This window comes from Paenibacillus sp. CMM36, from assembly GCF_053570945.1.
Genome location: NZ_JBSEDY010000004.1, coordinates 135,281 through 161,167, shown reverse-complemented (window position 1 = coordinate 161,167; position 25,887 = coordinate 135,281). Strand labels below are relative to the sequence as shown.

Genomic DNA, 25,887 nt, shown 5'->3' with positions numbered 1-25,887 from the left:
ATGAAAAAGAAGAAGACTAAGAAAAAGCCATCTAGTGTATCGCGACTATATTGGAGTTATTTAGTGGGTAAATTAGATCCATCAGAATTAACTCCAAAGCAATTTAATCAAATAGTACTGGAGCAATACATACAGTATAAGCAGCGTGGAGGATATAAGTCGTTGTCTAAAGGGTTATAAAACTGATATTTTACTTAGATACATTCGATTTCTAAAATAAAAAAATAATTAAACTATTGAATATAATGAAATAACGTGCTATAATAAATCCATAAGGTTAAGTAATACATAGGAGGCGGTTGGAATGGTTGAATTTAATCATTATGTGTATGAGGTTAAAAATAATAAATTTTATAAAATTGTGATGAAGAAAGAGTATACTGGTCAAACTAAAAACTTCACTGTTTTGGGAGACGGTTTAGAAGGATTGATAAATGGGCTTGTAAGTGCTGGATACTATGTTAACGGCATAAGTCAATTGTAAAGTCGTCAGAGCGACAATAAACCGCATTAGGCTCTGAGCGTTAGCCAGTAACGCTGGCTAGGTTGCAACTGTAACAATGTATTGTAACGAGTAACGCTGTATTGTAGACAACTTAAAATACTCATTTCATCTGAATGCCGGGAGGAAAATTGTTGCGATTTAATGGTGTAGAACTTACAGAAGCCTCAATCCTAAGAACAAGAAAATTATTTGCTGACATTGCACTTGAATGTATTGAAGAAGTTCAATGTGGAAAGGTGTCAGTAAACGATCCAGAATCATATTTTGCTTGGCGTAGAGAAGAGGCAAACGATGTGCTAGAGGGGAAAGCTGACCACACTTTAACATTCTTACAACGTGCATATTATGTTCAAACTGGTGAAAGTATAGCTTTACTGCCTTAGATAATAAAAATATAAATACATAGGAGTGAGATAATAGATTATGAAAGAAGAATTAGTTATTACACTGAAAACAACTAATAGTTCTACTGATATTATGAATTTTGTAACTGCAATAAATAAAACAGATAGTTTGACTGCATTGGTATTGCCCAAACTGGAAGATAACAATTATATTCAGATTAGTGTTTATAAAATTAATTCTTAAACGGGATAAAGTTATGTAGTGCATGAATATCCAAACTAAAAACTTAAACACTCGCATTTAATGATATTTTCATCCATTATACTGTATATTTATAAATAACTTATGATAGGAAAATGAAAATAATGAAGATTGATAAATTGGTGAAACAAATTACTAAGAAACTTGATTCTGAAGGATTGCATTATGAAGTGTCAGGTGATCAATATACATTCGTTATCTCTCCTACATGTACAATATATACTAATCATTGCACAATCGAGATCCACAAGAATAGTATTACGGTTAATGAGCAACCTGTAGTAGATATTGATGAAATGATGGAAGAAGTTATGAAAGTTGAGGGTGGAGGGGTAATTCATGGATAAAAATGAAATGAAAAAGTTAATGAAAGAACTGCTCAAGGAAGAAATGACTATTAGTGTCTCAGATGCAAGTGATATGTACTATGATGGTAGAAAGGCACTTAGAATTACAATAGAATTCGATGGGCTAGAAATCGACTCAGATTATATTGGTGTTTAATCTAAATGAAATGCTTATTTGATCTATATAGTAATTAATAGATGTAACGTGCTAGAATAAAGTTAATACATAAACTATAAAGGAGTAAAAATTATATGAGTAAAATTGGTAGGTTTCTAAATATTATTGATATAATCACGAAGAATATTGAAAAGGACAGAGTAGAAGACGGCGAATATCAACACAAACTAGCAAAAGATTTCAAAACGGCATTTGTAAGTGTGTACGCCAAAGAATCTGTAAATGCCATAGACTGCGAAACTGATAAGGGATACGCCTTGATTCCAGCTTTTATTAAAAATTCAATTGGTAATGAATATGTGGGTCTAGTAGATATTTGCGTGTTAGATGGTGGTGAATTAAATGCCAGCCAAACACAATTTTTGACTAATGATTATGGATGGGTGACTTTAGAAAGACTGAGAGAAGTTATTTCGGAACTGGAGTTACAATTCTTTTTTCCTTTTAAGTACAAACCATTAATCAAAATTGAAGATTGCTATAAAACAAGTAATCAATACGAATGATAAAACCAGTCTTTTACATAGATTGTACATCATATTGAATCATATGTTATAATTAGGAAAAACGCATAGGTGATTTATATGAGATTAAAAACAAAAGATTGGTTTGCATTTTTGGTAGGTTGTTTATTTCTTGGATATGCTATTTATTCTTTTCAGAATCCTGACGCTAGTTCAGAGAATGTTGCTAGCGTAATGACTACTGGTATGAAAAAGCTTATCGACATTGTTGCGATTGCAGCGAACAAAATTCATATGGTAATCAACTAAGCAGCCTTTGAGGGTTGCTTTTTTTGACGCAATAAAATATAACCCCAATAAAATGAATAAGTAAAAATAATGAAATATATATAATATCAATTGATTGCTGAGTAGCTTTAATGTATAATATATTCATAAAGAGTTATATAACGCAAACAAAATGAATGAAAGTAATGTTACAGGAGGACTATAATGAGGAAGAGCATTGAATTAATAAAACACATGATTGACCAATCAAAGTCTTATTCTAATTTACCCGCCACATTAGAGCCATTTTATGCTTATACAAAGGACAATGGTCATTGTCTAATGGGCATTTCTAATTCTATTCTATCTGCTGATTTCGCAAAAGATACAGAACTGTGGGAATTAGAAAGTCCAATACCAGTTAAATACGTTCTCGATCATAGCTATCAAATTAAGGACGGATATTTGTATGTTGATGTTCCATACGATCTAACATTTGGGGTCGATGTTGATGACAAATATCTCGAATTCTAAAATAACTAAAAGGCCAATGAAGAGGTGAAAAACAAAATGAATACAGAGTTAATAAATAAAACGATTGAATACTACCAGCCTGAAAAAATTGGCTATGGCAATATTAAATTAAAATCAGTTAGTAAGATACTTCCTTGTTCCGATCATGAGATTATTCTAACTTTCGGATATCAAGCCAAAGATAGAGAAGATGCATTGAAAAACGGCGGTTACATAACAACATCAAAAGAATTATACAAAAACCTATTCCCTGAAGAGTGGATTAAAATTAAGTCATTTTTTGAAGACATCAAGACTACTACATATTTAGAAAATTTCAAAAAAAGTATTGGATATATTGATAGAGCGATAAATGATGAAGTGGTTGACTTTTCACATGTCTATTTAACTCTTGCTGAAGACATAAAAATAGGGAAAGATAAGCAAGGCAAATGGGTGTCAGAACACTTTTGCAGTAACGGTATCGATGATTGTAAGAGCGTTAAGGACTATTATTCAAAAGAACCAAGTGAGCAAGTCTTTGACGATCTAATGGCTGCTCTAGATTTTGAGCATCATTTTAGGTTTCAAGGTTATGACAAAGGAGTATTTAGATGTTGGAAATGTGGGCAGGAAACGCATTGGACTGAGTTGCCCGGAAGTATATCGAATAAATGGAGTATGTTTAAAGATAAATATTGCGGTTGTTGAGAATGTAAAATTTTAATTTCATCAAAACATTGGAGGAATAACAAATGAAAAATATTAAAAATCTACATGTCCAACCTGCTGTCGTTTTTGAAAATGAAGGTGAGAAACTTGTACTTATTAAAGGGAAATCGAATATTGTACTTGTTACTGATGAAACAGATTATGATAAGGAATATTCTGGATTGATTACTGACTTAAATGAAGATTATGTAGAAATTGAAAATGGGTCAATGATTAAATGGGAATACGTTATTAGTATCGAAAGTAAATAAACAATGAGGTAAAATGTTACCTTGATCATAAAAAAAGAAGCGCTGAGTAATTATCTCAAACGCTTCTTTTTTTGTTGTTAGCTATGCCAGTTATTATATAGCAGTCTGGATAAAATATATAGAACAAGTAATACGCCAAGTACTAATCCTAAAATTAAATATATTTTTTTTCTCATTGTAAAATCCTTTAATTATGACTTTGAAAATGATGCACCGTAAGTACCATCGGCAAAGCCCCAAATTGTATGTGTGCCAACTCCTACTACTGCCCCAAGCGAAGAATGTATAAAGTTCCAAGTGAAGTAAGCAGTTTCGTAAGCTCTGCTCTTATCTGAATTAATGTATGGTTTATCTTCTTTTATGCTGATATTTACAACAGGAAACCAGTTTCTAGTAACTAATCCACCACCATTTAGTATTTCGGTTATTTTGCCTCCACTAACTCTGTACTGTACATACACTTGAGTTGTAATTATATTGACGCCCAATGTTGAAGCCACAGTTTCAGCGTAAGGCTTATAAACTGTAGCAAAAGGAGTAATGGGGTGTTCTGGTTCCTTTTGGTTTACCCTCACTTTTATATCTCCATTGTATAGGTCTACATTTTCGCCATTTTGCATTGCATTAAAAATAGCTTTAATTGCTTCAGGATTGTTCATGTAATCAACAAATTTCTGTTGATCTTCTTTTGAGAGACTTTGGAACTGCTCTAGAACAACAGATGAATCATTATCGTTCTGCGAGCTTAGACCTTTATTATTGGACTTTAGATAGTTAATATAGTCCTCTGGGGTGTTAATGGTTGAATCCTGTGCGTTAACCGAGTAAGGAAGAACACCTAAAAATAATACCAACACAACAAACAAACTTAGCAATTTTTTCACTTTATTAATCACTCCTTAGTAATAATAGTAAAACAAAACCATTCGATACCTTATTATGGATTTGATTTACAAGGAATATACTACCATACGCTAAATAAATTATCAAAAATCAAGAGAGAGTATCAAATTGTTTTGATTCACAAATGAATATAATGAAATATATTGACTTAGTGTAAGTGAGATGATATATTAATTGCAAGAGAAAATTAAAATAAATTTTAACGGAGGTGAGTGCATGACACTAAGAGAAAGAACGCTACAGTTAATTAGTGAAAGAGGAATTAAGAAATCATTTATTGCTAGTAAATTATCCATAAGTAATTCGTTGTTCTCGCTATTTATTAATAATAAGCAGCCACTGCAAAAGCCTGAAATAATGAAACTTGAAGAACTAATCCAATCTTACAAATAAATAAAAATATAAAGGAGAATTACTATGGGAGCTTTGTTGAAGATAGATAACTTTGTTGAGGATAAAAATGTAAGAGATCAATACATAGATAGAACTGAAGTGCTTGAAAAAGTGAAATCTCTTTCTATGTTACCTGACAAGAAACATATGACTGTTAGAACAGTTGCAGATTTTTATGAGGTAGAATACGCCGTAATAGGAAATATGCTTACCAGATACAAAAAAGAGTTTCAAACGGACGGTGTTCATACTTTAACAAGCAAGGATGAGGCTTTTAACAAGTTGACAAAAGCCTTGCCCAGTAAGCAATTTGTCGTGAAACTCTTCCCAAAAAGGCGGTATTGCGAATAGGAATGCTATTAAGAGACAGTGAGGTGGCAGTCAAGGTAAGAGACTATCTCCTGAAAGTTGAAGAAATATCTACTGTAGAACAAAAGAGAGGCGTTTGGACAGATGCCGATTTGATAACACTCAATGAGATAATGAAAGATGAAATTAATAAGGGGAATAGTAAATGGGGTGCAATTAGAACGGCAGCAAAAGTCATTAATAAGAATCCTCATGCAATTTATCAGAAGCATCAGAGCGTCACCAAGAAACATGGAACATTAGAGAATTACATTGAAGAAAATAATCTCATATATTTGAATAAGCAGTCCAAGGAAGTGCATGAAGAAAAATCGTTAATAACTGAACCAGCAGCAAATGAAGGACACCAGAATGTAGTAGTAGGAACCTTTCAAACAAAGATGAATAAAATGCTTAATGATATGAAAAATATTAGTGACTTAGAATCAACTATTAATGAATTAAAATTAGAAGTCAGAGATCTGAAGCATCATTTAGAAATAAAAGAATTAGAATTATCAGCTAATGCTGAAAGCATTACTAAGAAAGATAAGATTATTAGTAAGTATAAGAAAGAAAAAATAGCTTTAGAAGCAAGTATAAAAGCAATACGAAAAATAGTATTAAATGGTGTAAAAGTAGGCAGCATTGAGGGGCAAGAAACTCTAGAATCAGAAACCTTAGGGCGTAAATACACAAAGGATAAGAATGGTTTAATTGAACTAAAATAAAATGATTATGAACTGAGTCTAATAAAAGGCTCAGTTTTTTCTTATCAAACAAATGAATATAATGAATATTGATATTATAGTAATTGTGTGTTAAGATAACAGTATAAAAAAAAGAAACAGTGTATTGGAATGGGCAACGCCTTATTGTAAACCAAGCTAGTAAAACAACGATTTTATAAGAAATAAATAAAAATGAAGCATGTGAGGAAATTGAAGGAGGAGAAGTATATGAGTAATAAAAGTATTGAAATCGGCTCAGGACAATGGTTTGTACAGCAAGCACCAAAACATGGTCAAAGTTATGAAGAATATAGAGCGGAAGTGGTGCGGATTTGCAATGAAAGATTTAAAAAATATGGTGTGCTGGTTGGTGACAATGTAAAGATTGAAGTTGTTGGAAGCAGATCATATAAAGGAACTGTTGGATATATCTTTGATGATCCTTCAAGTAAAGAAACCATTGTTTCTATAAAACAAAACAAGGGCTACAAAGACATAAAGAGCACTCTTATGGGAAAAATCGAAAAATTGTAGGGGAGATGTATGGAATTTTATCTGAGTTTATCACTAGAGATTATGAAGATACCACCGAAGAAGAGAGAGCATACCACAAGAAAGCAATGATTCGAAATGGATGGGATCATGTGTATGTTTATAAAACAATTAACAGCGATACTAGATGGGTTTATTGCGCCAGATATGAAATAGATAATTGCGTGTCTAAGTAAAAACAGTATTTGATTAAGATATTACGGAGGTTCGACATGAAAACATTCTCCACAATCCAGAAGCAAATTTTTGAGGCTATGAAAGTTGAGGATATGAACAAAGGGAGGCTATTTAAACGTTTATTAGCAACTGGAGCAGCACCAGCCTGCAAACGTTGTGGAGGAAGTGGAAGATACTCCTATAACCTTAAAGATGGATCAACTTGCTATGGCTGCGGGGGAGCTGGTGTTATTATCAAATCTGAATCTGATTTGCTTAAAGTTGTAAAGTCTAAAGAAATACAGGACAGACTTGCTAAATACTTAAATGAACTTGAGTCGAAAAAACAAACCAAAGAACAAATAAAAGTTAAGCCCCAAATAGTGAAAGAAAAAGCAAAAGAGCCAGAAGAAGCTTTAAACGACTTATATCAAGATGCCATAAAGCGAATGGATTGGGAATTTGTTGTACGAATTATGATATTATTGAAAAATAAGGACAATCAAATTGAAGGGAAACAGGCTAACGAAAAACAAATTAACTACATTAGATCTTTAATAAGTAAAAAACAAAACAAGACGCAAAGCGATAAAGATAACCTAATTCAATTTATAGATGAGTTTGAGGCTGGGAAGAGAAGTTTGAATCAAACCGAAGTAAATTACATTATAAATTGGCTAAAAGAAAGATAATTATCATGGTGGGAGGAAAACAAAATGACTACAAAGGTAACACAATATAAAGGTTTTAAAGTCCACGAGACGCAAGATATTGCTATGGGATCGCCATTGTTTGTTGTGTATACACCAGAGGAATGGGCTTACGGTAAAGGTATTCGCTCATATGAGTGGGAAGCAAGCACTATGCAAGAAGCAAAAGACTTTATTGATGGTTATTAGGTGAAGAATAGTATTTTAAACAAACTCATTATCTGAAGACATGGAGGAACTTATGAGTAGAATAATAGAGATAAATGGCAAACAATTTTATTATCTAAAAAAATTTGATAAGGCAATTCCCCCTAATGAAGTGGAGGTAACTTTTGACCTTGGTCGACTAGAATTATTTAGAAGCTCGGGAGAGATAGAATTAAAATATAGTGAGTGGCAAGAACCTTCGTTTTTATATTTTACTTATTTTCAAGACGAACTTATTATTGAAGAAATTCAATCACGGATAAGAAGAATTGGTCATGGTAGAATTATGCTAGAATTTTTATTAGAACTTATCCATATTTACAATGCTAAAGTGGAGGAATATAACAAGAATTCAACTGAAGTGAAATTTGACAAAATAACGAAAATAACAGGAAATATGCGAGAAGGCGGGGGTATAACACATGAAGAACTAAAATTGTTTTACGATAAGTGTGGATTTCTTAAAAATAATCAATTACTTAAAGAAATAAAATGAAGTTATGAGGATATGAAAAGAGTAAGGATACCACTTAATCATTCAAAAGTTGAAATCAAATGAAACAGTTATTTGATCTGATTTTTCTCGTACATATGTTCTCTCTCTATTGGGTTACATGATATAATATAAACTAATTGCGTATAACAGGGGGAGATATATATTTCTTGGTCATTTAGTCGGCATCAAAATAAAAAAAGATTAGAACCTATTCTTATAAATCAAATTTTCGAAATATATAGGAATATCGAAGAGTATGGTATGCATCCTAGGGAAGGTCAAGAAAATATGTCATTGGACATAGCAGAAGCATTTATTGACGATAATAACCTGATAATTGAAGCAGGTGTTGGAATTGGAAAGTCATATGCCTATTTGATTCCTTCGTTATTAATCAACAAAATGATCGGTAGACCTATTGTTATAGCGACTTCCTCAATTCAGTTGTCTGAGCAAATTTTTGAAGACATAGATGATATCTCTCAAAAATTGGGTTTTGATAACATTAAAGCAGTTATTGGCAAGGGGATGGGGAATTATTCATGCCAAGAAAGAACGGAAAAGATAATTGAAATGGGTTTATTAAAAAATGAAGATCAATTATTTGAAACTTTAGTTTCTGCAATTTCTTCTGGAAAGGTAAAACAAAGAAGTGATTTATCTTTTAGTATACAAGATAAAGATTGGAATAGGGTTGCTGTACAAAAGTGTACTTATGAAAAATGCACTTATAGAAATACGTGTGAATTTTATGAGATGAGAAACTTAATAAAGTCTGATTCTTGGCAAATCGATTTTATTGTAGTAAATCAGGATTTGTTAATTAGAGATCTAATTCGAAAGTATGAAACAGGAAGAGGATTTATAACAAGCAATAATGCACTGACAGTAATTGATGAAGCTCATAATTTCGAAGAGAAGGTTAGAAGTGCATTAACTCTTACATTCAATTTATCAGAAGTAAAGTGGTCTATAGGGAATGTTTCGAGATTACTTGATTCTAGAGGTGTTTATACTCACATGAAGAATATAGCCCTCCTTTTAAAGGATGTGGATAATTTATTCGAATTAATTGAAAAACAAATTTCAGATTTTGGAGTAACAGAGTCTGAAAGGTATGCTATATCACCACTCACTACAATTGATTTTAAGAAGTTAACTGAATTTACGAAAGAATTAATTACCTCTACGTCTTTGCTTGATACAGGCAAAAAAGAAAGACAGATTGATGATTTGTTACAAGATCTGAGAAATTTCCATACTCTATTTGAAGTCTTAGGACATCTTAAGACAGACCATCTAATATGGTCTCAAAAATCAAATAAAAATAAGGTAGAAATTAGTTACTGCCCGAAAAATATAAAAGATGTTTTGAGTGATAGACTGTTTGCAGGTAGAAATTCAGTTATCTTAACATCGGCTACAATGTGTCAGTCGGGAGAGTTGCTTGAAGAAAAGTACGATTATATTTCAAAAGCATTGGGGTATATGGGCGTATTTGGTGAGCAGCAGTTCTCTCCTTATAATTATCATGATAATGCTTTGATGTATATCGCTAATGATATGCCCTTGTATAGAATTAACGGACAGGATAACAGGAGCAACTTCCTAAAAGCTGCTTTAGATAAAATCGTATATCTTTGTGATTTAACTAAGGGAAGAACGCTGGTTTTATTCTCTGCAAAAGAGGATCTTAGATATGTAACTGACAATTTATCTTCAATGGACGTTAATTGGAATATCCTTATACAAAAAGAAGGATCTTCGCAAGAATCAGTATTAAGTGAGTTTAAAGAAAGTAAAGGTGTACTGTTTGGAACGGGTATTTTTTGGGAAGGAATAAACATTTCTGGTCCTGATTTATCACAAGTAATAATAGTAAGACTTCCTTTTCCCGTCCCCAATGATCCAATTACCGAATATAAGATAAACAATTCAAAAGATCATATGAATGAAATTTTACTTCCTGAGATGCTGATAAAGTTACGTCAAGGTACGGGGAGGCTTATTAGATCAGAGGTAGATACAGGTATTATTAGTATTTTGGATTCTCGAATAAGTGAAAGTCATAAAAAGTCATATAGAGAGGCTGTGCTTAGTTCTTTACCATTTAAAAAACATACGGAAGACATTGAGTTGGTGGAGCAATTTGTAAGAGAAAAAGTAATACCAAGGTTTTGACAGGGTTGAATTTGAGGGCGTGACCACTAAATATTTGGTTGCGCCTCAAGATAAAAGTTGAATTTTACGATGTGAAAATACATAAGGAGTGGAACGTTTAGAACCCACAAGCTATGCAAGAAGCTATGATGTTGATGGAAAAGGCAGGGAAGTATGATGAATTAATTGCTTTTTCAGAAAGAGACTATGAGTTGCGTTGCTCATTCTGTGGTAAGAGCCAATCTGAAGTGGACAGAATGGTGACTGCTAAGAACGTCTGTATTTGTAATGAATGTATTGGACTATGTGCAGAAATTATTGCAGAAGATGAGCATGAGGGAGTCAGTGCTAATGAATAAGCAGTGGTATCTAAAAAGGATTATTCCTATAAGTGTAGCGATCTATACAATTCTGTCAATTGGAATAGCATTATCAAGTTTGGTTGTAGTTGTTAAGCTGTTGACTATTCTACTTGGACTAGCAGCAGTACATAGTGTACTTGTAGTGAATTTGTATCTTAATACTAGAACAACTAAGAATGAAAAGTCTATTAAATAACTGCTATGACAGGGAGGGGTTAAGCAGGGTGAGATTGCCTGACTTAAATCAAAGAGGAGATATATATAATTGGAGAATAAATTTCAAGTAGTAGAGCAAAAACTAGTGGAGTTTAACGGATCTGAGTTATTGGGGATCAAAGCAAATGACGGTAAGATTTATGTGGGTGTTCGGTGGGTTTGTGAAGGCATTGGATTGAGCAAAGGACAAATGCAGGGCGAAAGAAAGAAAATCAGGGAAGATTTAGTCTTGCAGCAAGGGGAACGAAATTTCGTTCTCCCCACAAATGGTGGAAAGCAGGAAGCCCTAACGCTAGATATTGATTTCCTACCTTTGTGGCTTGCCAAAATTACCATCACCCCAAATATGCAAAAGAATCAACCAGAAGTAGCTAATAAGTTAATTCAGTATCAATTAAAAGCTAAAGATGTTTTAGCCGAAGCGTTTATACATAATTCAGTGCAGCAATATTTATCCTTGTCAGAAGAAGACCGTGCGATTGCTTATTTTACGGTTAAGAAAGAACAGAAGCAGTTGCAGTTGCAAATTGAAGAGAATAAACCGCTGGTTACATTTGCCGAAACCGTTCTTAAGTCAAAGGATAATATTCTGGTACGAGAAATGAGCAAACTCATTCAAGATGAGGGGATTAGTATTGGTGAAAAGAAATTATATCAGAAGCTGCGTGATTGGAATCTTGTATTAACTTATAAGAACGAGCCAACTCAGTACGCAATGAATCAAAAATTGTTTGCTGTTGAAGAAAAAAGCATAGATACAGCATATGGGGTCAAACTGGTTAAAACAATGAAAATTACACCAAAAGGACAAATCCGCATAGTAGAGAAGATTAAAAAAGAATATAATAAGAGTGCTGCCGAAGTAATTCAAAATACATAGAACATTTAGTAATAGCTCGTAAATTATAAGTGGATTAAATATTTACTTTTTACAGTTAGCAAAACTTATAGACTCTAAGAGTAGTTGATTCGTCACGAGTTTCGGTATACACTACACGGATAAACAGCTTAGAGGTGAACAGCATGACTTTACGTAAGTGTAAGAATGAATTTTGTTCGGGAAACATTGTATCTGATTATGTAGAAGCTGAATATTGTCTTAAATGCTATATGGATTTATTGAAAATTCTTCCCTTGTTTCACATACCAGTTGGAATTATGCCATTTAAATCGACGGTACAGATGAGATATAATCCAAATGCATGTAAGATGAAATTTTGTAAGAATAAAGCGCGGCTAAGAGGTAGATGTTTTAAGTGTTATATCGAGTTTATGAAAAAGCAAGAATCTGAAATGAAAAGCCAGTAAAAGATTAATTTGACCAAGATCGCTTCGGCGGTCTTTTTTGTTTTTACTAAGACAAATAAATATAATGAAATAATTAAAAACATATATACAAATATAATCGCATGATATATAATGAATATATAGAAAAGAACTAAAGAGGTGACATTCATGCACAAGGTAACTATTTTTGAAAAGGTGCTGGACAAATTGGTGGCGAATACATATGACTTTAATGATAAAATTGAAATGGCTAAGTTTGTGGCTGCTTGCAAGGAAGACGGTGTGATGGTGGTCATGCACGGCTAAACCAAACAGCATAGTAAAACTATATTTGCTCTGAAAGGATGTTTAAAAATGAAAATCAATATTCATGAATTATTCCCACGGTTAGAAGAACAGTACACCAGCGAAGGTGTTGAAAATATCAAAGAAGTCGCTAAAATAATTGAATTTATGACTAAAAATTTATCAGCCGATGAAATAAATAATTTTCTTACTATAATGGACGGTGGTAATTATAGTATGGTTTATGATATGTTTCATTATCTTGAAAGACAGAAATCTAAAACAGTAGATGAACTATAGTAAAACTATATTTTTATAAGGAGTTGTTTAGGAGTGAAATTACGCAACAAGTTAATTAAAACAGTTACTCTTGACAGTCAACTAAAAAGCAAAATTTCTTTATATGCAAACTACATTGAACCCGATATTAATCTGACCAGATACGTAATGACCGACATAAACGATATTGTAATTTGTAATCAAGAAGATGTTGAAAGTTATGTTCAAGCAGGTTTCATTATTTTTGGCGCTGCTGATTCAGAGGTAGATCTTCAAGAAATTATTGCAAGAGCAGAATTATCATGAGATTTAGTGAAATGATCCTTTTAGAAGGAGAGATTAATAATGTCTCAAAGAAAACAATGGTTTGAAAAGTTCATTGGCTGCTGCTTTGGTATAGATGGTGAGGAATACATATTTCAAGGGACATTTACTAATACCGAAACGAGCAGTGGCAAACCTTATCAGTATGTATTTGAAGCAGAGGGTAAACCTCAAGTCATCATGACATATAAAGAAGCTCGTACAACTATGGGAGCTATGATTGATAAGTATAGTTAATCAAATGAATATTTCATAAAGAGGAGGATTGTAATGAAATTTGAGGATATCAAACCATACATACAATGCAATAACTATTCTATTGATGTTTCATTGAGATATCTTGAAAACACCATGGATGATTATATTGAAGAGATGGGATTGGAATTATATCCAGACTTTCAAAGAGGTCATGTTTGGACGGAACAACAACAGGAGCTTTATATAGAACATTTGTTGCGTGAGGGTGTCTCAGGGTTAGACATTTACTTCAATCATACTAAATGGCTGAACAATTCTGGAAAAGATGATGGTTGGTTCGTATGTGTTGATGGACTCCAACGTCTTACCGCATGCCTAAAGTTCCTTAGAAACCAAATCAAAGCATTTGGACACTATAAGAAAGACTTTGAAGATAAAATTCCCATGATGATTCGTTTGAGGTTTCATGTCAACAATCTGAAGACACGTAAAGAGGTTCTTGAGTGGTATTTGCAGATGAATAGTGGTGGAACTGTCCACAGTGAAGAAGAATTAAATAGAGTAGCTGAATTGCTTGCAGCAGAGTCTTGATAAAAAGATTATTTTATTTCCAATATACTGGAGGGGATTTAATTGAAAGCAAAAGTATTTGTAGACGAAGGTATGGAGTTAAGTCCAGATCAAAAGATGATTCTCGATAACAAATATGACTCATATTTAACTTTTGCTGTTCCATTAGTAGTTAATTTTGAAGATCTAATTGCACTAGATCAAAATTTAGACCTTACTGAAATGCTAGATTATGTCTTCGCCTGTTCCAATGTGAAGTTTTTGAATTTCATTATGCTTAGGTTAGCAAAAGAAGCGGGAAGGCAGATTGCTAATAGTCGATTTGTTAATATAAAGTCTACGATAGGTGTGTTTGCTTTTGTGTATGATGATGCTAATGATCGATGGACATTAGTGAATTAGCACGAATAATATTTTATGAGGAGATAATAGCTTATGCGAGATATTCAGGAAATGAGAGACCAGATTTTAAGCAGTTTTAATGATATATACGATAGGAAACCAACAGAAGGACAAATAGCAGTCATTATTAACTTAATTCCACAGCGCATTAAGTTGCTAGCCGAAGAATGGGGATGGGACGAGACAGAAGTTAGGGATTATATCTATGTCTTAATTAGAGACAATAAAGAAATGCTCCAATAAGAATATTCTTTATAAGGAGATGTTTGTTAATGGCAACCGCAGCTTGTAATTTTGTAGTATATAGAGGAGCTGAACAAAGGCGATTGTCAGTAAAGAAAGGTGAGGAACTGGCGATCATTAAAGAAGATTTTGGTGGCTTAACCCAAGTCAAAATCCTTGAAGGGGAGGCAGAAGGTTTAATTACTACTATAGATAGCAAGCTAATATTATGAACAAGAAAAGGAGTGATAACAATTAATGTCATAGAGGCGACAAGAAAAGAAGTATTGCGTTATAGAGACAAGTATTTCGTAAGAGAAATTACATCGTTCGAACAATTAAATCAACTAAGCAATAAAGCAGAACTTGTAATCATGGATAGTTGCGACTTGGTTGTGGGTCACATTATGTATCGTGAAAAAGATTGGATATTGATTGATGTAGTCACTGGAACAGTGTCAGTTAAACAAGATAGTTTTAAAAACAAAAACTACATGTATGAGATTTTGGGATAAAAGGATTCATTTATTAAGATACAGAGGAGAGGAACACCAATGAATAAAATTATTGATGACATAAAAGAGCTGGTGCTGTTAAGTCCAGAGAAATTAGATAAAAAATTGTTGGAGGAAAAGTACAACAAGCCAAATTTGCGTGAACTGGTAAGAAGGAGCCTAAAAGAAATTAAAGAGTACAAAAGTGCATTTGAGTATCAATTAAAAGTAAATGAAGCTCAAGCGAAGCAGTTGGAAACAATAAGTTCAATGATTGATAATTTTGATAAATGAAGTATTTGATAAAAAAAGAAGCGACACAAGTCGCTACTTACTCAAAATATTTATTAACAATAATGATTGTTATTCCAAACACAAGGAAAATCAAAGCAAATGGGATAGAGACAGTGTAATGGTATGTAGATTCAATAAAATTTTTGTTAAATGAATTGCTAATCTGAGACCCCATAAATTCATGCGTGTCAGGAGTGACTTTAACTAGGTGTTTGATGAAGGAAACATAAAGAGCATATGCAAAAGATAGTCCACTAAGACCATAAGTAAATTGTTTTATTTTTCTTTCCATTCTTATTTCTCCATTCTTAGTCTAAGGTTAGTTGAATTATACCATTCTGTCTATGTGATATGCAAATATTGGTATACGGTTAGAGAATAAGGAGTTGAACTAATGAAGATAATGTCTGAACAAACTTTGGAAGAATTTAAGAACGAAATTATTAAACAAGCAATTGAATTGCATGGCATCAAGTCGCTTGAAGAAACAACACTTGACTATGTGTTTAAGCAAGCTCATATACGAGGTCAGTGGGCTGAACGTAAAGGAATTATAGATTAATTATTTTTCGAATTTTACAATAAAAAGTTGTAGATAAAATAAGTCTTTTAATAACAATAGTTCATATAACAACGGAGGAATAAACATGTTTACAGTGATCAATACAGAAACCAAACAATACCTTAGAGCAGATTGGGAAGAACATCGCGGTCAACTATATACTCATGACATTGATCTAGCTGCCAAGTTCGAAAGTTGGCACGATGCTGAAGATATTACAGAAGTAACAGAACAAGTAGTACCTTTGTTCGATTAATAAATAAAATATAAATAAAAGGAGTATTAAAAATGGATGCATACTTGATAGTTGTAGATGGTAAAGTTACTGAAGAAATCGAAACCGCTGGGCGTTCCAATGAAGCAATGAGTTTTGTGTTAATTGATCGATTTTATCACTGGAAAGGTTTATCTGCTAATGTTAACATCTATAGCTCTTTAACGGGGAGTGAATATAATTATGTTTAAAGCCGGGGCATTAAAAGATAATAAGCTGTATGTTAGAAATTATGAGGGCAAGTGGATTGAACTACATGAAGCAGCGAAACAATATGAACAGCATAGAAATTTGAAACATACATAGTAAAGACAGCCGTAATAAAATTTTTTAATAAACAAAAATAATGAATATGTTGAATAAAATAAGGAAATATGTTATGATTTATTTATCGATAGGGAAACATTGTAAAGAAACTAGTAACATAGTATTGTAGAATTTGAAGAATATTGTATAGAGGTGATACAGAATGAGTCAGGATAAAAAGAAGATATTTGTTTACGACGAAGCAACTAAAAAGGAAATGGAAGTAGATGTTTCACGCATTGTCGCCTTTCAAGCTAGGACTATTAAAAGGAAGTCATTGTTGGTGGCTTTCATGGATGATGGCAATCAATACATTATGTTGTAGTAAAAGGTTTATTTTATCTTAACACAACAAGGAGTGAGAATATGATAGGTTCACAACCTAATAGTGCAAAGATATATTTTGAAATTACTTATTTTAACGGAGAGGTGAAAGAATGTCCTATCTGTAATAGTTCTTTTGAAGATGTAACTTTACTATTGGATAAAAATTGGTGTTGTCCTGATTGTGGAGTGAAATTACATATAAAGATTGAGTGTAATGGTGCAAAAAGAGTTATCCAGAGATTACTTGAGCATGAGCTTAAGCCTGGAATGGTTCTGTTGCGAGACCGTGATTATTTAGTATATGAACTCATATCTATACTGAATTATAGTAAAAGTAAAAAGTTATGTCTTAGAGAGTTTGGATCGATTGATGCACAAACAAATAAGTATTATAACGATGTTTTAGGTACATGGAAATGAAATAATTATTGATAGGGAAGTGTTTTGAATGAATCTTTATAAATTCAGTTGATGTTGTAAATCCACATGGAGGTACAATTCAACAGTTTACAGTGAATTGTGCCCTGTTGTTTACTGAACCTGTGATGAATGTGAAAGTAAAAGTAAATAGAATTGATAGCTCAATGGCTGTTATACTCAATGAATATTTAGTAATGCTAAAAGGAATTCATGAGATGAAGTCAACTATAAGATTGAGCATGGTTTCAGATATTAAGAAATTTGTTAAAGAATTTGAGTAAAATGACTGTTTTACCATGAAAATCCACTGAGGAAAGAGGTATACATATGTCTAAAGCGCCTTACGGATATCAGATTGTAAATGGAGAAGTGGTTGCACATCCATTTGAATCTAAGATAGTTAGGTTAACTTATGGGCTTGCACAGATTGGACTTGATTCTGCTAATATTCAATCTCTGTTGAATGAATTTAAGGTTCCAAGCCGTGGAAAAGATTATAACTATGACATCGACGGGAATTTACATAAAATATACGTTGCTGGAGCTAAAGTTCTTATTGATCTAATTCAAGAAAAAATCGATAATGAAATTGTTTATTTAGATGAAGAAAAAACACAGCCAATCATATCCGCTATTAGTTTAGCAGATATATTAAACAAATACAGAGATTCTGATGAAACTTTGTGAATTGGCTATTTCAAAGGAGACGAACAACTCTGTGGATATAAGTAAAATACAACTAGGTTACACCTACCAAATCAATAATGTTAACAAGAACAACGGCAGAAAATGCATTGTCCTTGAGTTTGCGGATAACAACAAAGCAAAAATCAAATTTGTGGACAATAGAAGAATCGGAAAAGTGTCACTACATGATCTAGAAGAAGTATCTGAAGTAATGACAAGAGAAGAAAAAGTTACTCAAATGCAGAACAAAAAACTCGAAATAAATATGCTAATTGCAGAAGAGTATGAAAAAATCAAACAAATTGAAAAACAAATCGAGGAATACAGAATCGAACTGTTGTGTTGTGAAAATGAATTAACTCAGTTATAGTCGTTGTCCTAACATACGTTCGGTAAAAGATGGTTTTATAGAAAGGGTGTGCGACCATGACAGATAAGATCAATCTATACGTAGACGACCTCAGAGACTGTCCAGAAGGCTTTGTGGTCGCTCGTACATATTATGAAGCGATACGCATTCTAGAGCACAGAAACGTTGGTATACTTACATTAGACCATGATCTGGGTGAGGATGTGTTTGGCAATGAAATGCCCAATGGATATGACTTAGTGAAGTACTTCTGTGAGCATGGACTGAAGGCTGATAAGATTTACATACATACTGATAATCCTGTAGGACGACAGAACATGTATGAGACTCTGTTGGCTGCTCAGCGTAGAGGATTCATTGGAGATGATATTGAGATATACCATTATCCGATAACTGTGAATAGGTATTCAGGCGATTGATTGGATGGTGAGGAGGAAGGAATTTATTAAAAAGACATGTCAGAATTGCAAAGCTCTACGAATAGAATACGGTACAGTACATCCACACAGTTGCACATTAGGGTATAGTGTTGATGAGGTCTGTGGTGCTCCTTTGGAGATATGTCCTAAACCTAAGACATATGCAAGACTCAATGAATTGAATTCAATTAAAGACAAATACAATTTAAATAAAAGTGAATTAGCAAATTGGAAGTTCATATGAAAGGCATGTTTGATCATCTCTTGATATTTATATTCTAAACGGAAGGGAGAAAAGTAGGTTGGTATCAAATAGGCTAGTAGACAACTTAAAAACTAAACAAAATAAATGGAGCTACAACCAACGTATATGGCTAAGAGGTGCTAGCATTGGATGGATAAAGGGCTATTGTGACATCAAAGATAAATATGCGGTTGAGAGATTGGTGAATGGAAAATTAGTATTAAGATTATATTTGTCAGAAAATATTTTAGAGTATAAGCCCTGGGATGGAGAAAAGAAGGAGCAAAATAAAGAGCGCATAGAAAAAAAGACAAAAGCGTATAGAAGTTTAATTTAGATGGATGGCAGTGTTAAATGTAGATTTAACTAAGAGATAGGTGAATTGTAAAATGTATTGTGAGAAGTGCGGTAAGAAGCTTGAGGATGTGCTGGAACATGTTAAGCATATCCTCCATGAATGCAACGGATAAAATACATACAAGTAAGGGGAAACAGCAATAATGGATGAGAAGGCAAGAGAAGCGCTTAGGGAGGCTGTATATTTAATTGGTATTGGAGAAGGTCTAAAGGCAAGCGAATTGATCAAAAAGTTGTTGGATCAACAAAATCAAAATATGAGTTGATTTCATGTTTAACGAAAAGTATAATTAAATCAACAAAGAACGAAGCCGTAATGGCAAAACGTACAGCTTCCGTTTTATAAAATTATCCGTAGAAGTAGCCTAGTCCCCGCCAAGAGATAGGCTATTTTCTTTTTTGTAGATAAAATATAATTTTTATTAAGAAACCTGCCAACTTACATGGCAGGTTCTTTGCGTTGGGGCATGTTTTTTTGTATTTGATCCGCTCTATGCAATATTTTTAATAAAGTGTCTAAATCATCACTGGCAATAGGTCGTCGATCTTCTTTATTGCTTTCTTGAATTTCTATAGTTAATTCAGTTATTTTATTCTTCTGTGTGCGTATGGTTTCTTGCATATTAAGATATTCGACTCGTAAATTATTTAAAGATTGAATAGCAATGTCTATTTCGTTCATGAAATTTATTTCAGTCTTTTGGATGGAAGCAGCAGGGATGCTGTTTTTTGAGCCTATCTTATTGTTCATTCTTTCTTCTTTCGCTACTTTTAGTTCATTGTAATACTTATGTCTTAAAGCACTGTTCCACCGGAATCCACAAGCAGCAGCTGTACGGTTTAATCTTTCGCCAACCTCCTGAAATGCAGCTAATTGTGTTTTGTTAATACGTATATGGGTTAACACTGTTTTAGTTAGTAGATCGTCATCAAACTGAGTCCAAGCGTCTTGTCGCATCTATATTCCTCCAATATACTTTTTAGTAAGTATATCCAATTGTCAAGTTTTCTATGCAGTAAAATTGCGAATATACACATGGTGTTTAATTTACTTGACAGAACAAACGTTCCGTATTGTGTTTTATTATTTTTATTTGTATAATTACCAGTATAGAGAGCAAGAAAAGAGAAGTATAGTTAGAGTCAAAGTAGATGTTGTAGATATATATAATGAGAATAAATATGAAAATAAGAATAAGAAAAATAAGATTCAATAATAAGGAGTGTGTACATAATGGCGGTAGCAGTAGAAAGCGTAGTAAGAGAAATTAAAAAATTAGATGTTTGGATCGCAGACTTGGGAGAAACTGGTGGAGGGAAATCGCATATTCAAAAAGGGCAGCGACCTGTAATTGTTATGAGTAACAATATAGGAAATAAATTCTCGCCAGTTGTAATGGTAGTACCTTTGTCTGCACAGACTCAAAAAGCAAATCTTCCAACTCATGTACTTCTAGACAAAGATAAATGTGGATTCGATAGACATTCAGTAGCATTGTTTGAACAAATGAGAGTGTTAGACAAAAAAGATTTGGCATGTAAGGTAGCAAGCATTCCTCTTGAATATGAATTAAGTTTAAACAGTACATATAAAGTGGTAGCAGGAATTAATTAAATTTAACTAAAGTGAAATAAAAGAAGGGATCGCCTTCTTTTATTTTTTATTCAAAGTAAGTAATTCTGAAATATCAATTCCTAGTTCATCGCATAGAATAGAAATATTCTTTAAAGAAATTTGTTTCACATCGTTGTTACACATATTGTTGATAGTGGCCTGTCTAATACCTGTTCTTCGAGCAATTTCTCTTTCACTGATTTCAAATTTTATAAGTATAGATTTGAGATTGATGTCAACCCAAGACATACACATTTCCTCCATTAATTACAAATAGGGGTTGACACGAAAACGGATAAATCCTATAATATAACACAGGTGATACGTTTTTCGTGTCACTAACATAATAAGACAAATACACTCCCTATGATTTGGGCGTAGGGTGTATTTGTCATTTTATTCTAGCAGAGTTTTCGTTGAAATAACAGTAAAAAAATACATCCTTAGAGGACAGCTACCATGAAAAGATATCGTTTAATGAAATTAACAGCTTACGATAGAGAGCACAAATTGAAAACATGGAGATTTGTAAATATTGAAGCAGAAAAAGCGCATGAGTTAAATAATTTTATGGCTAATGGTTTTCGTATATGGGACTCAGATAAAAATAAGGTAGTAAAAACAAATCTTGATCTAGATAAGTGGATAGAGGATCATCATGAGGAGTGAATGGAGTAATGGCTCAAGTTCTAACAAGGCATATGATTGAAACCGCTTATAAATACTCTAGAAAGGTATATCATAATGAGTTGGAGCTTAGTTCTGCGCTTAGTCACATCTCACTGTTATCAGGTATGCATAGAGGGACAGCTTTGGCGTACATCTCTGATTTTTGTTCAATGATGGAAGGCGAAGTATATAAGAGAAAGATGACCACCGATGCAACAAAGTATTACTTGTTAAATATCTATAAAGATTATGGTATAGAAGCTTTAAATGAAGCTGTAGCAGCGGTCAAGTTACATATAAAATATTTTAAAGAAGAGAAAAGTTTGAATCTGGTCAGACTTACAATGGTCGTTAAAGAGTTGGACAAAGGGTTGATTAATAATGAAATAGTAAATGAAGAATAATTAAAAGAAGTGCTAGAAAGCGTGCATAAATTATGCTACGCTTATTTTTTTTACTCTTTGATAATAATTATCGCTTATAGTATATTTAAATGGGGGTGTATTATGGGAACTAATATTATGATCTACACGCTAAATAGCGGTATTAAAGGAACTATTAGCCTATCCACGAAGCAAATACAGGATTGGATAGAATCTTATCGTGTAGGCAGTAAATATGTAACCACAGTAGGCAAAGAACACTTTGGATTGAATCCTGAGCTTGTTGCAGATTTTAAAGTACATAATGAATTTTCTGAGCAGAGGGAACATGTAGCAGTCATACAGCCTACAGCGGCAAGTAAGGCCAGTGAACAGTTAGCAGACGCATACAGCCAGCACAAGACACTGATTCAGGTAGAGTGTAAATGTGGAGCTTCCTATATAGAAGAGTCAGCGTACAAGAGGAGCAAATGGGGCTGTAAAGAATGTAGTGACATTGTGTTTTTGGATAATAAAAAGGGTATGGTGGAAACAGTTAAGGGTAAGGCTTGGTATATGACCAACAGGTACTTTGTTGAGAGGTGAATTATAATATGAGTATGGAGCTTGAAAATAAGTATATAGCTGAAGCAAGGTTGGCAGCAAAGGAAGCTGGAGGATATCTTACAGTTGAACTTTTTGACTTTTATAGAAATAAAGAGAAAACTACAACATGGGATACTTATAATAGAAAAGCTAAAACCAACTTTAAAGATTTTTTGAAAAAAGCTGAAATCCCAACAAAAGAAGAATATTTATTAGAAAAGAACAGGATTAAAGCAATCAGTAATTTTAAATTATTAAATGTATTAAATGGATATGTAGATAAAATGGATTACGAAGAAGGTAATTTAGAGCCTGCTTGGGATTACGTATCTGACCACTTTGGGATAGAGAAAATATGTAAAGCTGCTGAAGTGAATTTGAAAAACAAATATACAAACGTTGAATCGATGATCGTTGATTTGAAAAATTCGATAAAAAAAATAGGTTATATCCCAACCAAAGTCGAATATGATAGTTTGAAACTCAAACCATCTACTAGTGCAATGAACAATAAAGGGTTGAGTTGGACTGAAGCGATGAAAAAAGCAGAATTTTCTCCTAAGAAAGTTGGGGAAAAAGTATGTGAATACGAAAGATGTTATTCGCAGTTTCCTTATATTGAAGGGAAGAGATTCTGCATCACTTGTGAGAATAAAATAAAGAATGAAATTCTAAATAAAATCGAATTAATGAATACTAAAGACTTAAAAGATGTGACTAAAGTTCTGGTTTTGGAAGGTAATAATCACAATTTGTTAGATAAACTTAGGAAAAAATGATCGTGTATATTTATTATATTTATGTGTTATAATTCTTTAATAAAGGAGTGTATCACATTTGAAAACTGACCGTAGAGAAGTAGAAAAGATAATTACTGAAATACTTGACGAACATAAGACAAGTAGAAAGAAGATACTTAGTGTAAATGACAGATTAAACTCACTAGGAGTTCCCTATGGAACATTAAACGAGATTGTTTTAAAAAAGAAAAGTATTGAAGAGGTCAGCCTACCCTTATTATGTGTCTTTACTGACTGCATTAATAGTGTTTTTGGTGGTATAGATCCACTTGAACATTTTACAGCGACTGAAATTAGAGAAGCCAAAGAAAGTGTAGCATCAGAATTTGTTAGTGAAACAATAAGCCTACCTTTGGCTTTTAATGCAATACAAATTGACGAAAAAGCATATTCATCAAAAATATCAGCTAAGCTTTTAAACAAGATGTTTGAATCACAAATGATAATATACGATCCAAGATCTCAAAGAGGACTAAAATATAAAGGTAATCGTAATGAAGGGATTATTGAAACCCCAATTGTAAATCAGTCATCGGTTAGAACTATTGCCAATAAACTTGTTGCGAAAGACTATCTAACTGATACCATAAGGTTTAATGTTTATAACTTTGAATCAGAGCCAGTAACTTGGAATCCAAAAGAAGACGACTTTGGACAATTAGTAATAAACAGAGACGCTACAATAAGCATATTAGATGGTTTTCATCGTTTGCAGGCTACTGTCAAAGCAATGAATGAGAAAAATGATTTAGATTTTAATTTTGAATTATCGATTAGAACTTATGACCAACAGACCGCTTCTAAATTTTTTGGTCAGATAAACACAATCAACATTCTAAATAAAGACAGAAAGAAAGAATTGTCATCGGAAGGGCGTTCAGCTTCTGTCGTAAAAGAATTGCAAACAAACCAAGACAGCGAACTCAAGGGTATTCGAATTGCTTCTGCAACCAAGCCTAATACTGCTGTTGGACAGTTAACAACTTTCAGTATCTTAAATTTAGCGATTGAAAGAACCTTTAATCCTCAGACGTATCTTGATTATCAAAATGTATCTCACTATCTTGTGAAATATTTTGGTATTTTGATAAGTCTATATGTGGATGCTTTTTTGGAAAATAGAGAAAAGTATGATAAAAGCTATATAAATCACCCTTTAATGTTTTTTGGATACACGGTGATTGCTTATAGAATGTATCAAAAAGATAATCAAAACATCAGCCCCAATGAGTTAAATAAAATAATTGATAATCTCGATTTAAGTAACGATAAAACAATGATTGATTTATTTGAAGCGAAAAGAGCTTATTCGTCTACTCGCATTCAAGCGGATATACTAAAACATTTCGAAAATATAATTAAAGAGGTGTAACAAATTGAATAATATATATGGGGATAGCCTATATAATCCAGAGATCAAAAAAAGATTTTTAAGTGAATTTAGAGAAAACACTCGTAAAAACTACGAAGGAAAACTAAAACGCGCAAGTAGAGTAGAAATGAGATTAGGTAAAGATCTTTATGATTTTACATTAAGTGAATTTGAAGAGGTAATTTATCTCTTGGCTCCCACTAAGTTAAGTAGCGCAATGAATTACGGATCAATTCTCAGGAAATATGTTGAGTGGGCAAGTGGGCAAGGTCTTAGAAAAGATAAAATGAATCCACTTGCCGCAATGAAAGGGAAAAGCGATTTTGAAAAATTTGTACCACAGCAAACATTAATTAAAAAAGATCACTTAGATGATGCTTTATCTGAATTGGATAGTTATAGAGATATAGCGATAATACTATCAATATTTGAAGGCATTCTAGGTAGAAACAGTTCTGAAATAAGAACTTTGAAAGTGGAAAATATAGATAAGGCGAATAATAAAATAAAACTAACAAATGTAGACCGCTATGAAACAACAGAAAGAGAAATCATTGTTAGTGATTTTTTAATTGATGCTCTTTTAGCAGCAGATCAAGAGGAAGTGTATAAATCTAATTTTGGTGAAGGCAGCAAAAGGAAAGACACTTCCAAATTAAAAGACAGTGATTATATAATAAAGAGCACAAGAGGAGAAGAAGTTAAGCAGTCATTAATAACATTTGTTATTACTAAATTTGGTGAAAAGCTGAATAGACCAAGTTTATCTCCAATCGATATAAGAAATTCAGGTATGTTAGAAATGGCAAGAAAAGAATATCTCCGTGAGAATAAAAAAACTTTAGATCGTTCAGATATTCATAAGATATGTAAACAATTTAATGTTGGTTTGCGTGATGGTGGCATAATCAACAGTACAATGTATACTCAAGATTTCCTCAATGAAGAAACCATAAAAAGAATTTACCCTGAAGTAGAATAAGTTTTTCTTATTCTACTTTTTTTATGGAAAATTGTGTTGACATCAATAAAAACACATGATATA

At 32.7% G+C, this 25,887-nt stretch carries 52 protein-coding genes; 48 read left to right on the top strand and 4 right to left on the bottom strand.

What is annotated here, in order from left to right; all coding sequences use genetic code 11:
- The 11 genes from ACWA2B_RS10770 (at position 1) to ACWA2B_RS10720 (ending at position 3,863) form a co-directional block, all read left to right on the top strand.
- A complete protein-coding gene (locus tag ACWA2B_RS10770; protein WP_449292148.1) occupies positions 1-180 on the top strand; it encodes a hypothetical protein in 180 nt (59 codons plus the stop codon).
- Between the two features lie 124 nt (positions 181-304).
- A complete protein-coding gene (locus ACWA2B_RS10765; RefSeq protein WP_449292147.1) occupies positions 305-484 on the top strand; it encodes a hypothetical protein in 180 nt (59 codons plus the stop codon).
- A 152-nt stretch (positions 485-636) separates the two neighbouring features.
- The gene (locus tag ACWA2B_RS10760) at positions 637-888 is read left to right on the top strand and encodes a hypothetical protein (protein ID WP_449292146.1); all 252 of its coding nucleotides are present in this window, start codon (positions 637-639) and stop codon (positions 886-888) included.
- A 40-nt stretch (positions 889-928) separates the two neighbouring features.
- Entirely contained in the window at positions 929-1,093 is a 165-nt protein-coding gene (locus ACWA2B_RS10755; protein ID WP_449292145.1) for a hypothetical protein, read from the top strand.
- 122 nt (positions 1,094-1,215) lie between these two features.
- On the top strand, positions 1,216-1,458 hold the full coding sequence (locus ACWA2B_RS10750) for a hypothetical protein (RefSeq protein ID WP_449292144.1): 243 nt from the start codon (positions 1,216-1,218) through the stop codon (positions 1,456-1,458).
- Positions 1,451-1,615 (top strand): hypothetical protein, encoded by a 165-nt coding sequence (locus ACWA2B_RS10745; RefSeq protein ID WP_449292143.1) that lies wholly within the window; start codon positions 1,451-1,453, stop codon positions 1,613-1,615. Before ACWA2B_RS10750 ends, ACWA2B_RS10745 begins: the two co-directional genes overlap by 8 nt.
- Positions 1,616-1,710: 95 nt before the next feature.
- Entirely contained in the window at positions 1,711-2,142 is a 432-nt protein-coding gene (locus ACWA2B_RS10740) for a hypothetical protein (RefSeq protein WP_449292142.1), read from the top strand.
- A gap of 78 nt (positions 2,143-2,220) precedes the next feature.
- On the top strand, positions 2,221-2,409 hold the full coding sequence (locus tag ACWA2B_RS10735; protein ID WP_449292141.1) for a hypothetical protein: 189 nt from the start codon (positions 2,221-2,223) through the stop codon (positions 2,407-2,409).
- A 183-nt stretch (positions 2,410-2,592) separates the two neighbouring features.
- Positions 2,593-2,901 (top strand): hypothetical protein, encoded by a 309-nt coding sequence (locus ACWA2B_RS10730; RefSeq protein WP_449292140.1) that lies wholly within the window; start codon positions 2,593-2,595, stop codon positions 2,899-2,901.
- A 36-nt stretch (positions 2,902-2,937) separates the two neighbouring features.
- Entirely contained in the window at positions 2,938-3,591 is a 654-nt protein-coding gene (locus tag ACWA2B_RS10725; RefSeq protein WP_449292139.1) for a hypothetical protein, read from the top strand.
- 44 nt (positions 3,592-3,635) lie between these two features.
- Positions 3,636-3,863 carry a hypothetical protein gene (locus tag ACWA2B_RS10720; RefSeq protein ID WP_449292138.1) on the top strand — a complete coding sequence of 76 codons (228 nt, stop codon included), beginning with the start codon at positions 3,636-3,638 and terminating at the stop codon, positions 3,861-3,863.
- A gap of 191 nt (positions 3,864-4,054) precedes the next feature.
- Here ACWA2B_RS10720 and ACWA2B_RS10715 read toward each other — a convergent pair whose 3' ends face one another.
- Positions 4,055-4,747, bottom strand: coding sequence for a hypothetical protein (locus tag ACWA2B_RS10715; protein WP_449292137.1), 693 nt, complete (start codon positions 4,745-4,747; stop codon positions 4,055-4,057).
- 436 nt (positions 4,748-5,183) lie between these two features.
- On the opposite strand from ACWA2B_RS10715, the gene ACWA2B_RS10710 reads away from it, so the two are divergent.
- The 19 genes from ACWA2B_RS10710 to ACWA2B_RS10620 all read left to right on the top strand — a co-directional run bounded on the left by ACWA2B_RS10710 (position 5,184) and on the right by ACWA2B_RS10620 (position 15,452).
- Positions 5,184-5,510, top strand: a complete 327-nt coding sequence (locus tag ACWA2B_RS10710) for a hypothetical protein (RefSeq protein ID WP_449292136.1) — start codon at positions 5,184-5,186, stop codon at positions 5,508-5,510.
- 23 nt (positions 5,511-5,533) lie between these two features.
- Positions 5,534-6,238 (top strand): hypothetical protein, encoded by a 705-nt coding sequence (locus tag ACWA2B_RS10705; protein WP_449292135.1) that lies wholly within the window; start codon positions 5,534-5,536, stop codon positions 6,236-6,238.
- Positions 6,239-6,466: 228 nt separating this feature from the next.
- Positions 6,467-6,772: a hypothetical protein gene (locus ACWA2B_RS10700; protein WP_449292134.1), complete on the top strand. Its 306-nt coding sequence runs from the start codon at positions 6,467-6,469 to the stop codon at positions 6,770-6,772.
- Between the two features lie 230 nt (positions 6,773-7,002).
- The gene (locus ACWA2B_RS10695) at positions 7,003-7,638 is read left to right on the top strand and encodes a hypothetical protein (protein WP_449292133.1); all 636 of its coding nucleotides are present in this window, start codon (positions 7,003-7,005) and stop codon (positions 7,636-7,638) included.
- 24 nt (positions 7,639-7,662) lie between these two features.
- Positions 7,663-7,845, top strand: a complete 183-nt coding sequence (locus ACWA2B_RS10690; RefSeq protein WP_449292132.1) for a hypothetical protein — start codon at positions 7,663-7,665, stop codon at positions 7,843-7,845.
- 52 nt (positions 7,846-7,897) lie between these two features.
- Positions 7,898-8,359: a hypothetical protein gene (locus ACWA2B_RS10685; protein WP_449292131.1), complete on the top strand. Its 462-nt coding sequence runs from the start codon at positions 7,898-7,900 to the stop codon at positions 8,357-8,359.
- 288 nt (positions 8,360-8,647) lie between these two features.
- Positions 8,648-10,540, top strand: coding sequence for an ATP-dependent DNA helicase (locus ACWA2B_RS10680; RefSeq protein WP_449292130.1), 1,893 nt, complete (start codon positions 8,648-8,650; stop codon positions 10,538-10,540).
- 113 nt (positions 10,541-10,653) lie between these two features.
- Positions 10,654-10,878, top strand: coding sequence for a ClpX C4-type zinc finger protein (locus ACWA2B_RS10675; protein ID WP_449292129.1), 225 nt, complete (start codon positions 10,654-10,656; stop codon positions 10,876-10,878).
- The gene (locus ACWA2B_RS10670; protein WP_449292128.1) at positions 10,871-11,077 is read left to right on the top strand and encodes a hypothetical protein; all 207 of its coding nucleotides are present in this window, start codon (positions 10,871-10,873) and stop codon (positions 11,075-11,077) included. Before ACWA2B_RS10675 ends, ACWA2B_RS10670 begins: the two co-directional genes overlap by 8 nt.
- Positions 11,078-11,146: 69 nt before the next feature.
- Positions 11,147-11,977 (top strand): phage antirepressor N-terminal domain-containing protein, encoded by an 831-nt coding sequence (locus ACWA2B_RS10665; protein WP_449292127.1) that lies wholly within the window; start codon positions 11,147-11,149, stop codon positions 11,975-11,977.
- Between the two features lie 575 nt (positions 11,978-12,552).
- The gene (locus ACWA2B_RS10660) at positions 12,553-12,690 is read left to right on the top strand and encodes a hypothetical protein (protein ID WP_449292126.1); all 138 of its coding nucleotides are present in this window, start codon (positions 12,553-12,555) and stop codon (positions 12,688-12,690) included.
- A gap of 48 nt (positions 12,691-12,738) precedes the next feature.
- Positions 12,739-12,969, top strand: a complete 231-nt coding sequence (locus tag ACWA2B_RS10655) for a hypothetical protein (RefSeq protein WP_068940341.1) — start codon at positions 12,739-12,741, stop codon at positions 12,967-12,969.
- 33 nt (positions 12,970-13,002) lie between these two features.
- Positions 13,003-13,254 (top strand): hypothetical protein, encoded by a 252-nt coding sequence (locus ACWA2B_RS10650; RefSeq protein ID WP_449292125.1) that lies wholly within the window; start codon positions 13,003-13,005, stop codon positions 13,252-13,254.
- A gap of 39 nt (positions 13,255-13,293) precedes the next feature.
- On the top strand, positions 13,294-13,509 hold the full coding sequence (locus ACWA2B_RS10645) for a hypothetical protein (protein WP_449292124.1): 216 nt from the start codon (positions 13,294-13,296) through the stop codon (positions 13,507-13,509).
- 33 nt (positions 13,510-13,542) lie between these two features.
- Positions 13,543-14,061, top strand: a complete 519-nt coding sequence (locus tag ACWA2B_RS10640; protein WP_449292123.1) for a DUF262 domain-containing protein — start codon at positions 13,543-13,545, stop codon at positions 14,059-14,061.
- A 42-nt stretch (positions 14,062-14,103) separates the two neighbouring features.
- A complete protein-coding gene (locus tag ACWA2B_RS10635) occupies positions 14,104-14,442 on the top strand; it encodes a hypothetical protein (protein ID WP_449292122.1) in 339 nt (112 codons plus the stop codon).
- Between the two features lie 33 nt (positions 14,443-14,475).
- Positions 14,476-14,685, top strand: a complete 210-nt coding sequence (locus tag ACWA2B_RS10630) for a hypothetical protein (RefSeq protein WP_449292121.1) — start codon at positions 14,476-14,478, stop codon at positions 14,683-14,685.
- A 29-nt stretch (positions 14,686-14,714) separates the two neighbouring features.
- A complete protein-coding gene (locus ACWA2B_RS10625; protein ID WP_449292120.1) occupies positions 14,715-14,897 on the top strand; it encodes a hypothetical protein in 183 nt (60 codons plus the stop codon).
- Between the two features lie 321 nt (positions 14,898-15,218).
- Positions 15,219-15,452, top strand: a complete 234-nt coding sequence (locus ACWA2B_RS10620; protein ID WP_449292119.1) for a hypothetical protein — start codon at positions 15,219-15,221, stop codon at positions 15,450-15,452.
- Between the two features lie 37 nt (positions 15,453-15,489).
- Here ACWA2B_RS10620 and ACWA2B_RS10615 read toward each other — a convergent pair whose 3' ends face one another.
- The gene (locus ACWA2B_RS10615; protein ID WP_449292118.1) at positions 15,490-15,744 is read right to left on the bottom strand and encodes a hypothetical protein; all 255 of its coding nucleotides are present in this window, start codon (positions 15,742-15,744) and stop codon (positions 15,490-15,492) included.
- 102 nt (positions 15,745-15,846) lie between these two features.
- Between ACWA2B_RS10615 and ACWA2B_RS10610 the strand changes: the two genes are divergently transcribed.
- The 11 genes from ACWA2B_RS10610 (at position 15,847) to ACWA2B_RS10560 (ending at position 19,684) form a co-directional block, all read left to right on the top strand.
- Positions 15,847-16,014, top strand: coding sequence for a hypothetical protein (locus ACWA2B_RS10610; RefSeq protein ID WP_449292117.1), 168 nt, complete (start codon positions 15,847-15,849; stop codon positions 16,012-16,014).
- Positions 16,015-16,099: 85 nt separating this feature from the next.
- The gene (locus tag ACWA2B_RS10605) at positions 16,100-16,270 is read left to right on the top strand and encodes a hypothetical protein (protein WP_449292116.1); all 171 of its coding nucleotides are present in this window, start codon (positions 16,100-16,102) and stop codon (positions 16,268-16,270) included.
- A gap of 32 nt (positions 16,271-16,302) precedes the next feature.
- Positions 16,303-16,479 carry a hypothetical protein gene (locus tag ACWA2B_RS10600; RefSeq protein WP_449292115.1) on the top strand — a complete coding sequence of 59 codons (177 nt, stop codon included), beginning with the start codon at positions 16,303-16,305 and terminating at the stop codon, positions 16,477-16,479.
- Between the two features lie 278 nt (positions 16,480-16,757).
- Positions 16,758-16,919, top strand: coding sequence for a hypothetical protein (locus tag ACWA2B_RS10595; RefSeq protein WP_019687681.1), 162 nt, complete (start codon positions 16,758-16,760; stop codon positions 16,917-16,919).
- Positions 16,920-16,960: 41 nt separating this feature from the next.
- Positions 16,961-17,341, top strand: coding sequence for a hypothetical protein (locus ACWA2B_RS10590; RefSeq protein WP_449292114.1), 381 nt, complete (start codon positions 16,961-16,963; stop codon positions 17,339-17,341).
- Between the two features lie 131 nt (positions 17,342-17,472).
- Positions 17,473-17,622: a hypothetical protein gene (locus ACWA2B_RS10585; RefSeq protein ID WP_449292113.1), complete on the top strand. Its 150-nt coding sequence runs from the start codon at positions 17,473-17,475 to the stop codon at positions 17,620-17,622.
- Between the two features lie 46 nt (positions 17,623-17,668).
- A complete protein-coding gene (locus ACWA2B_RS10580; protein WP_449292112.1) occupies positions 17,669-18,028 on the top strand; it encodes a hypothetical protein in 360 nt (119 codons plus the stop codon).
- Between the two features lie 31 nt (positions 18,029-18,059).
- Positions 18,060-18,398, top strand: a complete 339-nt coding sequence (locus ACWA2B_RS10575; protein WP_449292111.1) for a hypothetical protein — start codon at positions 18,060-18,062, stop codon at positions 18,396-18,398.
- A 56-nt stretch (positions 18,399-18,454) separates the two neighbouring features.
- Complete coding sequence (locus ACWA2B_RS10570; RefSeq protein WP_322152741.1) at positions 18,455-18,817, top strand: cyclic-phosphate processing receiver domain-containing protein; 363 nt, start codon at positions 18,455-18,457, stop codon at positions 18,815-18,817.
- 302 nt (positions 18,818-19,119) lie between these two features.
- Positions 19,120-19,398, top strand: coding sequence for a hypothetical protein (locus ACWA2B_RS10565; protein ID WP_449292110.1), 279 nt, complete (start codon positions 19,120-19,122; stop codon positions 19,396-19,398).
- A 163-nt stretch (positions 19,399-19,561) separates the two neighbouring features.
- The gene (locus ACWA2B_RS10560) at positions 19,562-19,684 is read left to right on the top strand and encodes a hypothetical protein (RefSeq protein ID WP_449292109.1); all 123 of its coding nucleotides are present in this window, start codon (positions 19,562-19,564) and stop codon (positions 19,682-19,684) included.
- A gap of 173 nt (positions 19,685-19,857) precedes the next feature.
- On the opposite strand, the gene ACWA2B_RS10555 is transcribed toward ACWA2B_RS10560, so the two are convergent.
- On the bottom strand, positions 19,858-20,376 hold the full coding sequence (locus ACWA2B_RS10555) for an RsfA family transcriptional regulator (protein ID WP_449292108.1): 519 nt from the start codon (positions 20,374-20,376) through the stop codon (positions 19,858-19,860).
- A 276-nt stretch (positions 20,377-20,652) separates the two neighbouring features.
- Here ACWA2B_RS10555 and ACWA2B_RS10550 point away from each other — a divergent pair, with 276 nt between their 5' ends.
- Positions 20,653-21,033, top strand: a complete 381-nt coding sequence (locus ACWA2B_RS10550) for a type II toxin-antitoxin system PemK/MazF family toxin (RefSeq protein WP_449292107.1) — start codon at positions 20,653-20,655, stop codon at positions 21,031-21,033.
- A gap of 39 nt (positions 21,034-21,072) precedes the next feature.
- On the opposite strand, the gene ACWA2B_RS10545 is transcribed toward ACWA2B_RS10550, so the two are convergent.
- Positions 21,073-21,282, bottom strand: a complete 210-nt coding sequence (locus ACWA2B_RS10545) for a helix-turn-helix domain-containing protein (RefSeq protein ID WP_068940387.1) — start codon at positions 21,280-21,282, stop codon at positions 21,073-21,075.
- A 210-nt stretch (positions 21,283-21,492) separates the two neighbouring features.
- Here ACWA2B_RS10545 and ACWA2B_RS10540 point away from each other — a divergent pair, with 210 nt between their 5' ends.
- From ACWA2B_RS10540 to ACWA2B_RS10515, 6 genes are all read left to right on the top strand, one after another.
- Positions 21,493-21,702, top strand: a complete 210-nt coding sequence (locus ACWA2B_RS10540; RefSeq protein WP_449292106.1) for a hypothetical protein — start codon at positions 21,493-21,495, stop codon at positions 21,700-21,702.
- Positions 21,703-21,710: 8 nt separating this feature from the next.
- Complete coding sequence (locus tag ACWA2B_RS10535) at positions 21,711-22,106, top strand: hypothetical protein (RefSeq protein ID WP_449292105.1); 396 nt, start codon at positions 21,711-21,713, stop codon at positions 22,104-22,106.
- Between the two features lie 102 nt (positions 22,107-22,208).
- Complete coding sequence (locus ACWA2B_RS10530) at positions 22,209-22,670, top strand: hypothetical protein (protein ID WP_449292104.1); 462 nt, start codon at positions 22,209-22,211, stop codon at positions 22,668-22,670.
- A gap of 8 nt (positions 22,671-22,678) precedes the next feature.
- On the top strand, positions 22,679-23,449 hold the full coding sequence (locus tag ACWA2B_RS10525; protein ID WP_449292103.1) for a hypothetical protein: 771 nt from the start codon (positions 22,679-22,681) through the stop codon (positions 23,447-23,449).
- 58 nt (positions 23,450-23,507) lie between these two features.
- Positions 23,508-24,842, top strand: coding sequence for a DNA sulfur modification protein DndB (locus ACWA2B_RS10520; RefSeq protein ID WP_449292102.1), 1,335 nt, complete (start codon positions 23,508-23,510; stop codon positions 24,840-24,842).
- A 4-nt stretch (positions 24,843-24,846) separates the two neighbouring features.
- Positions 24,847-25,824, top strand: a complete 978-nt coding sequence (locus tag ACWA2B_RS10515) for a phage lytic cycle repressor MrpR family protein (protein ID WP_449292101.1) — start codon at positions 24,847-24,849, stop codon at positions 25,822-25,824.
- Positions 25,825-25,887: the final 63 nt, after the last annotated feature.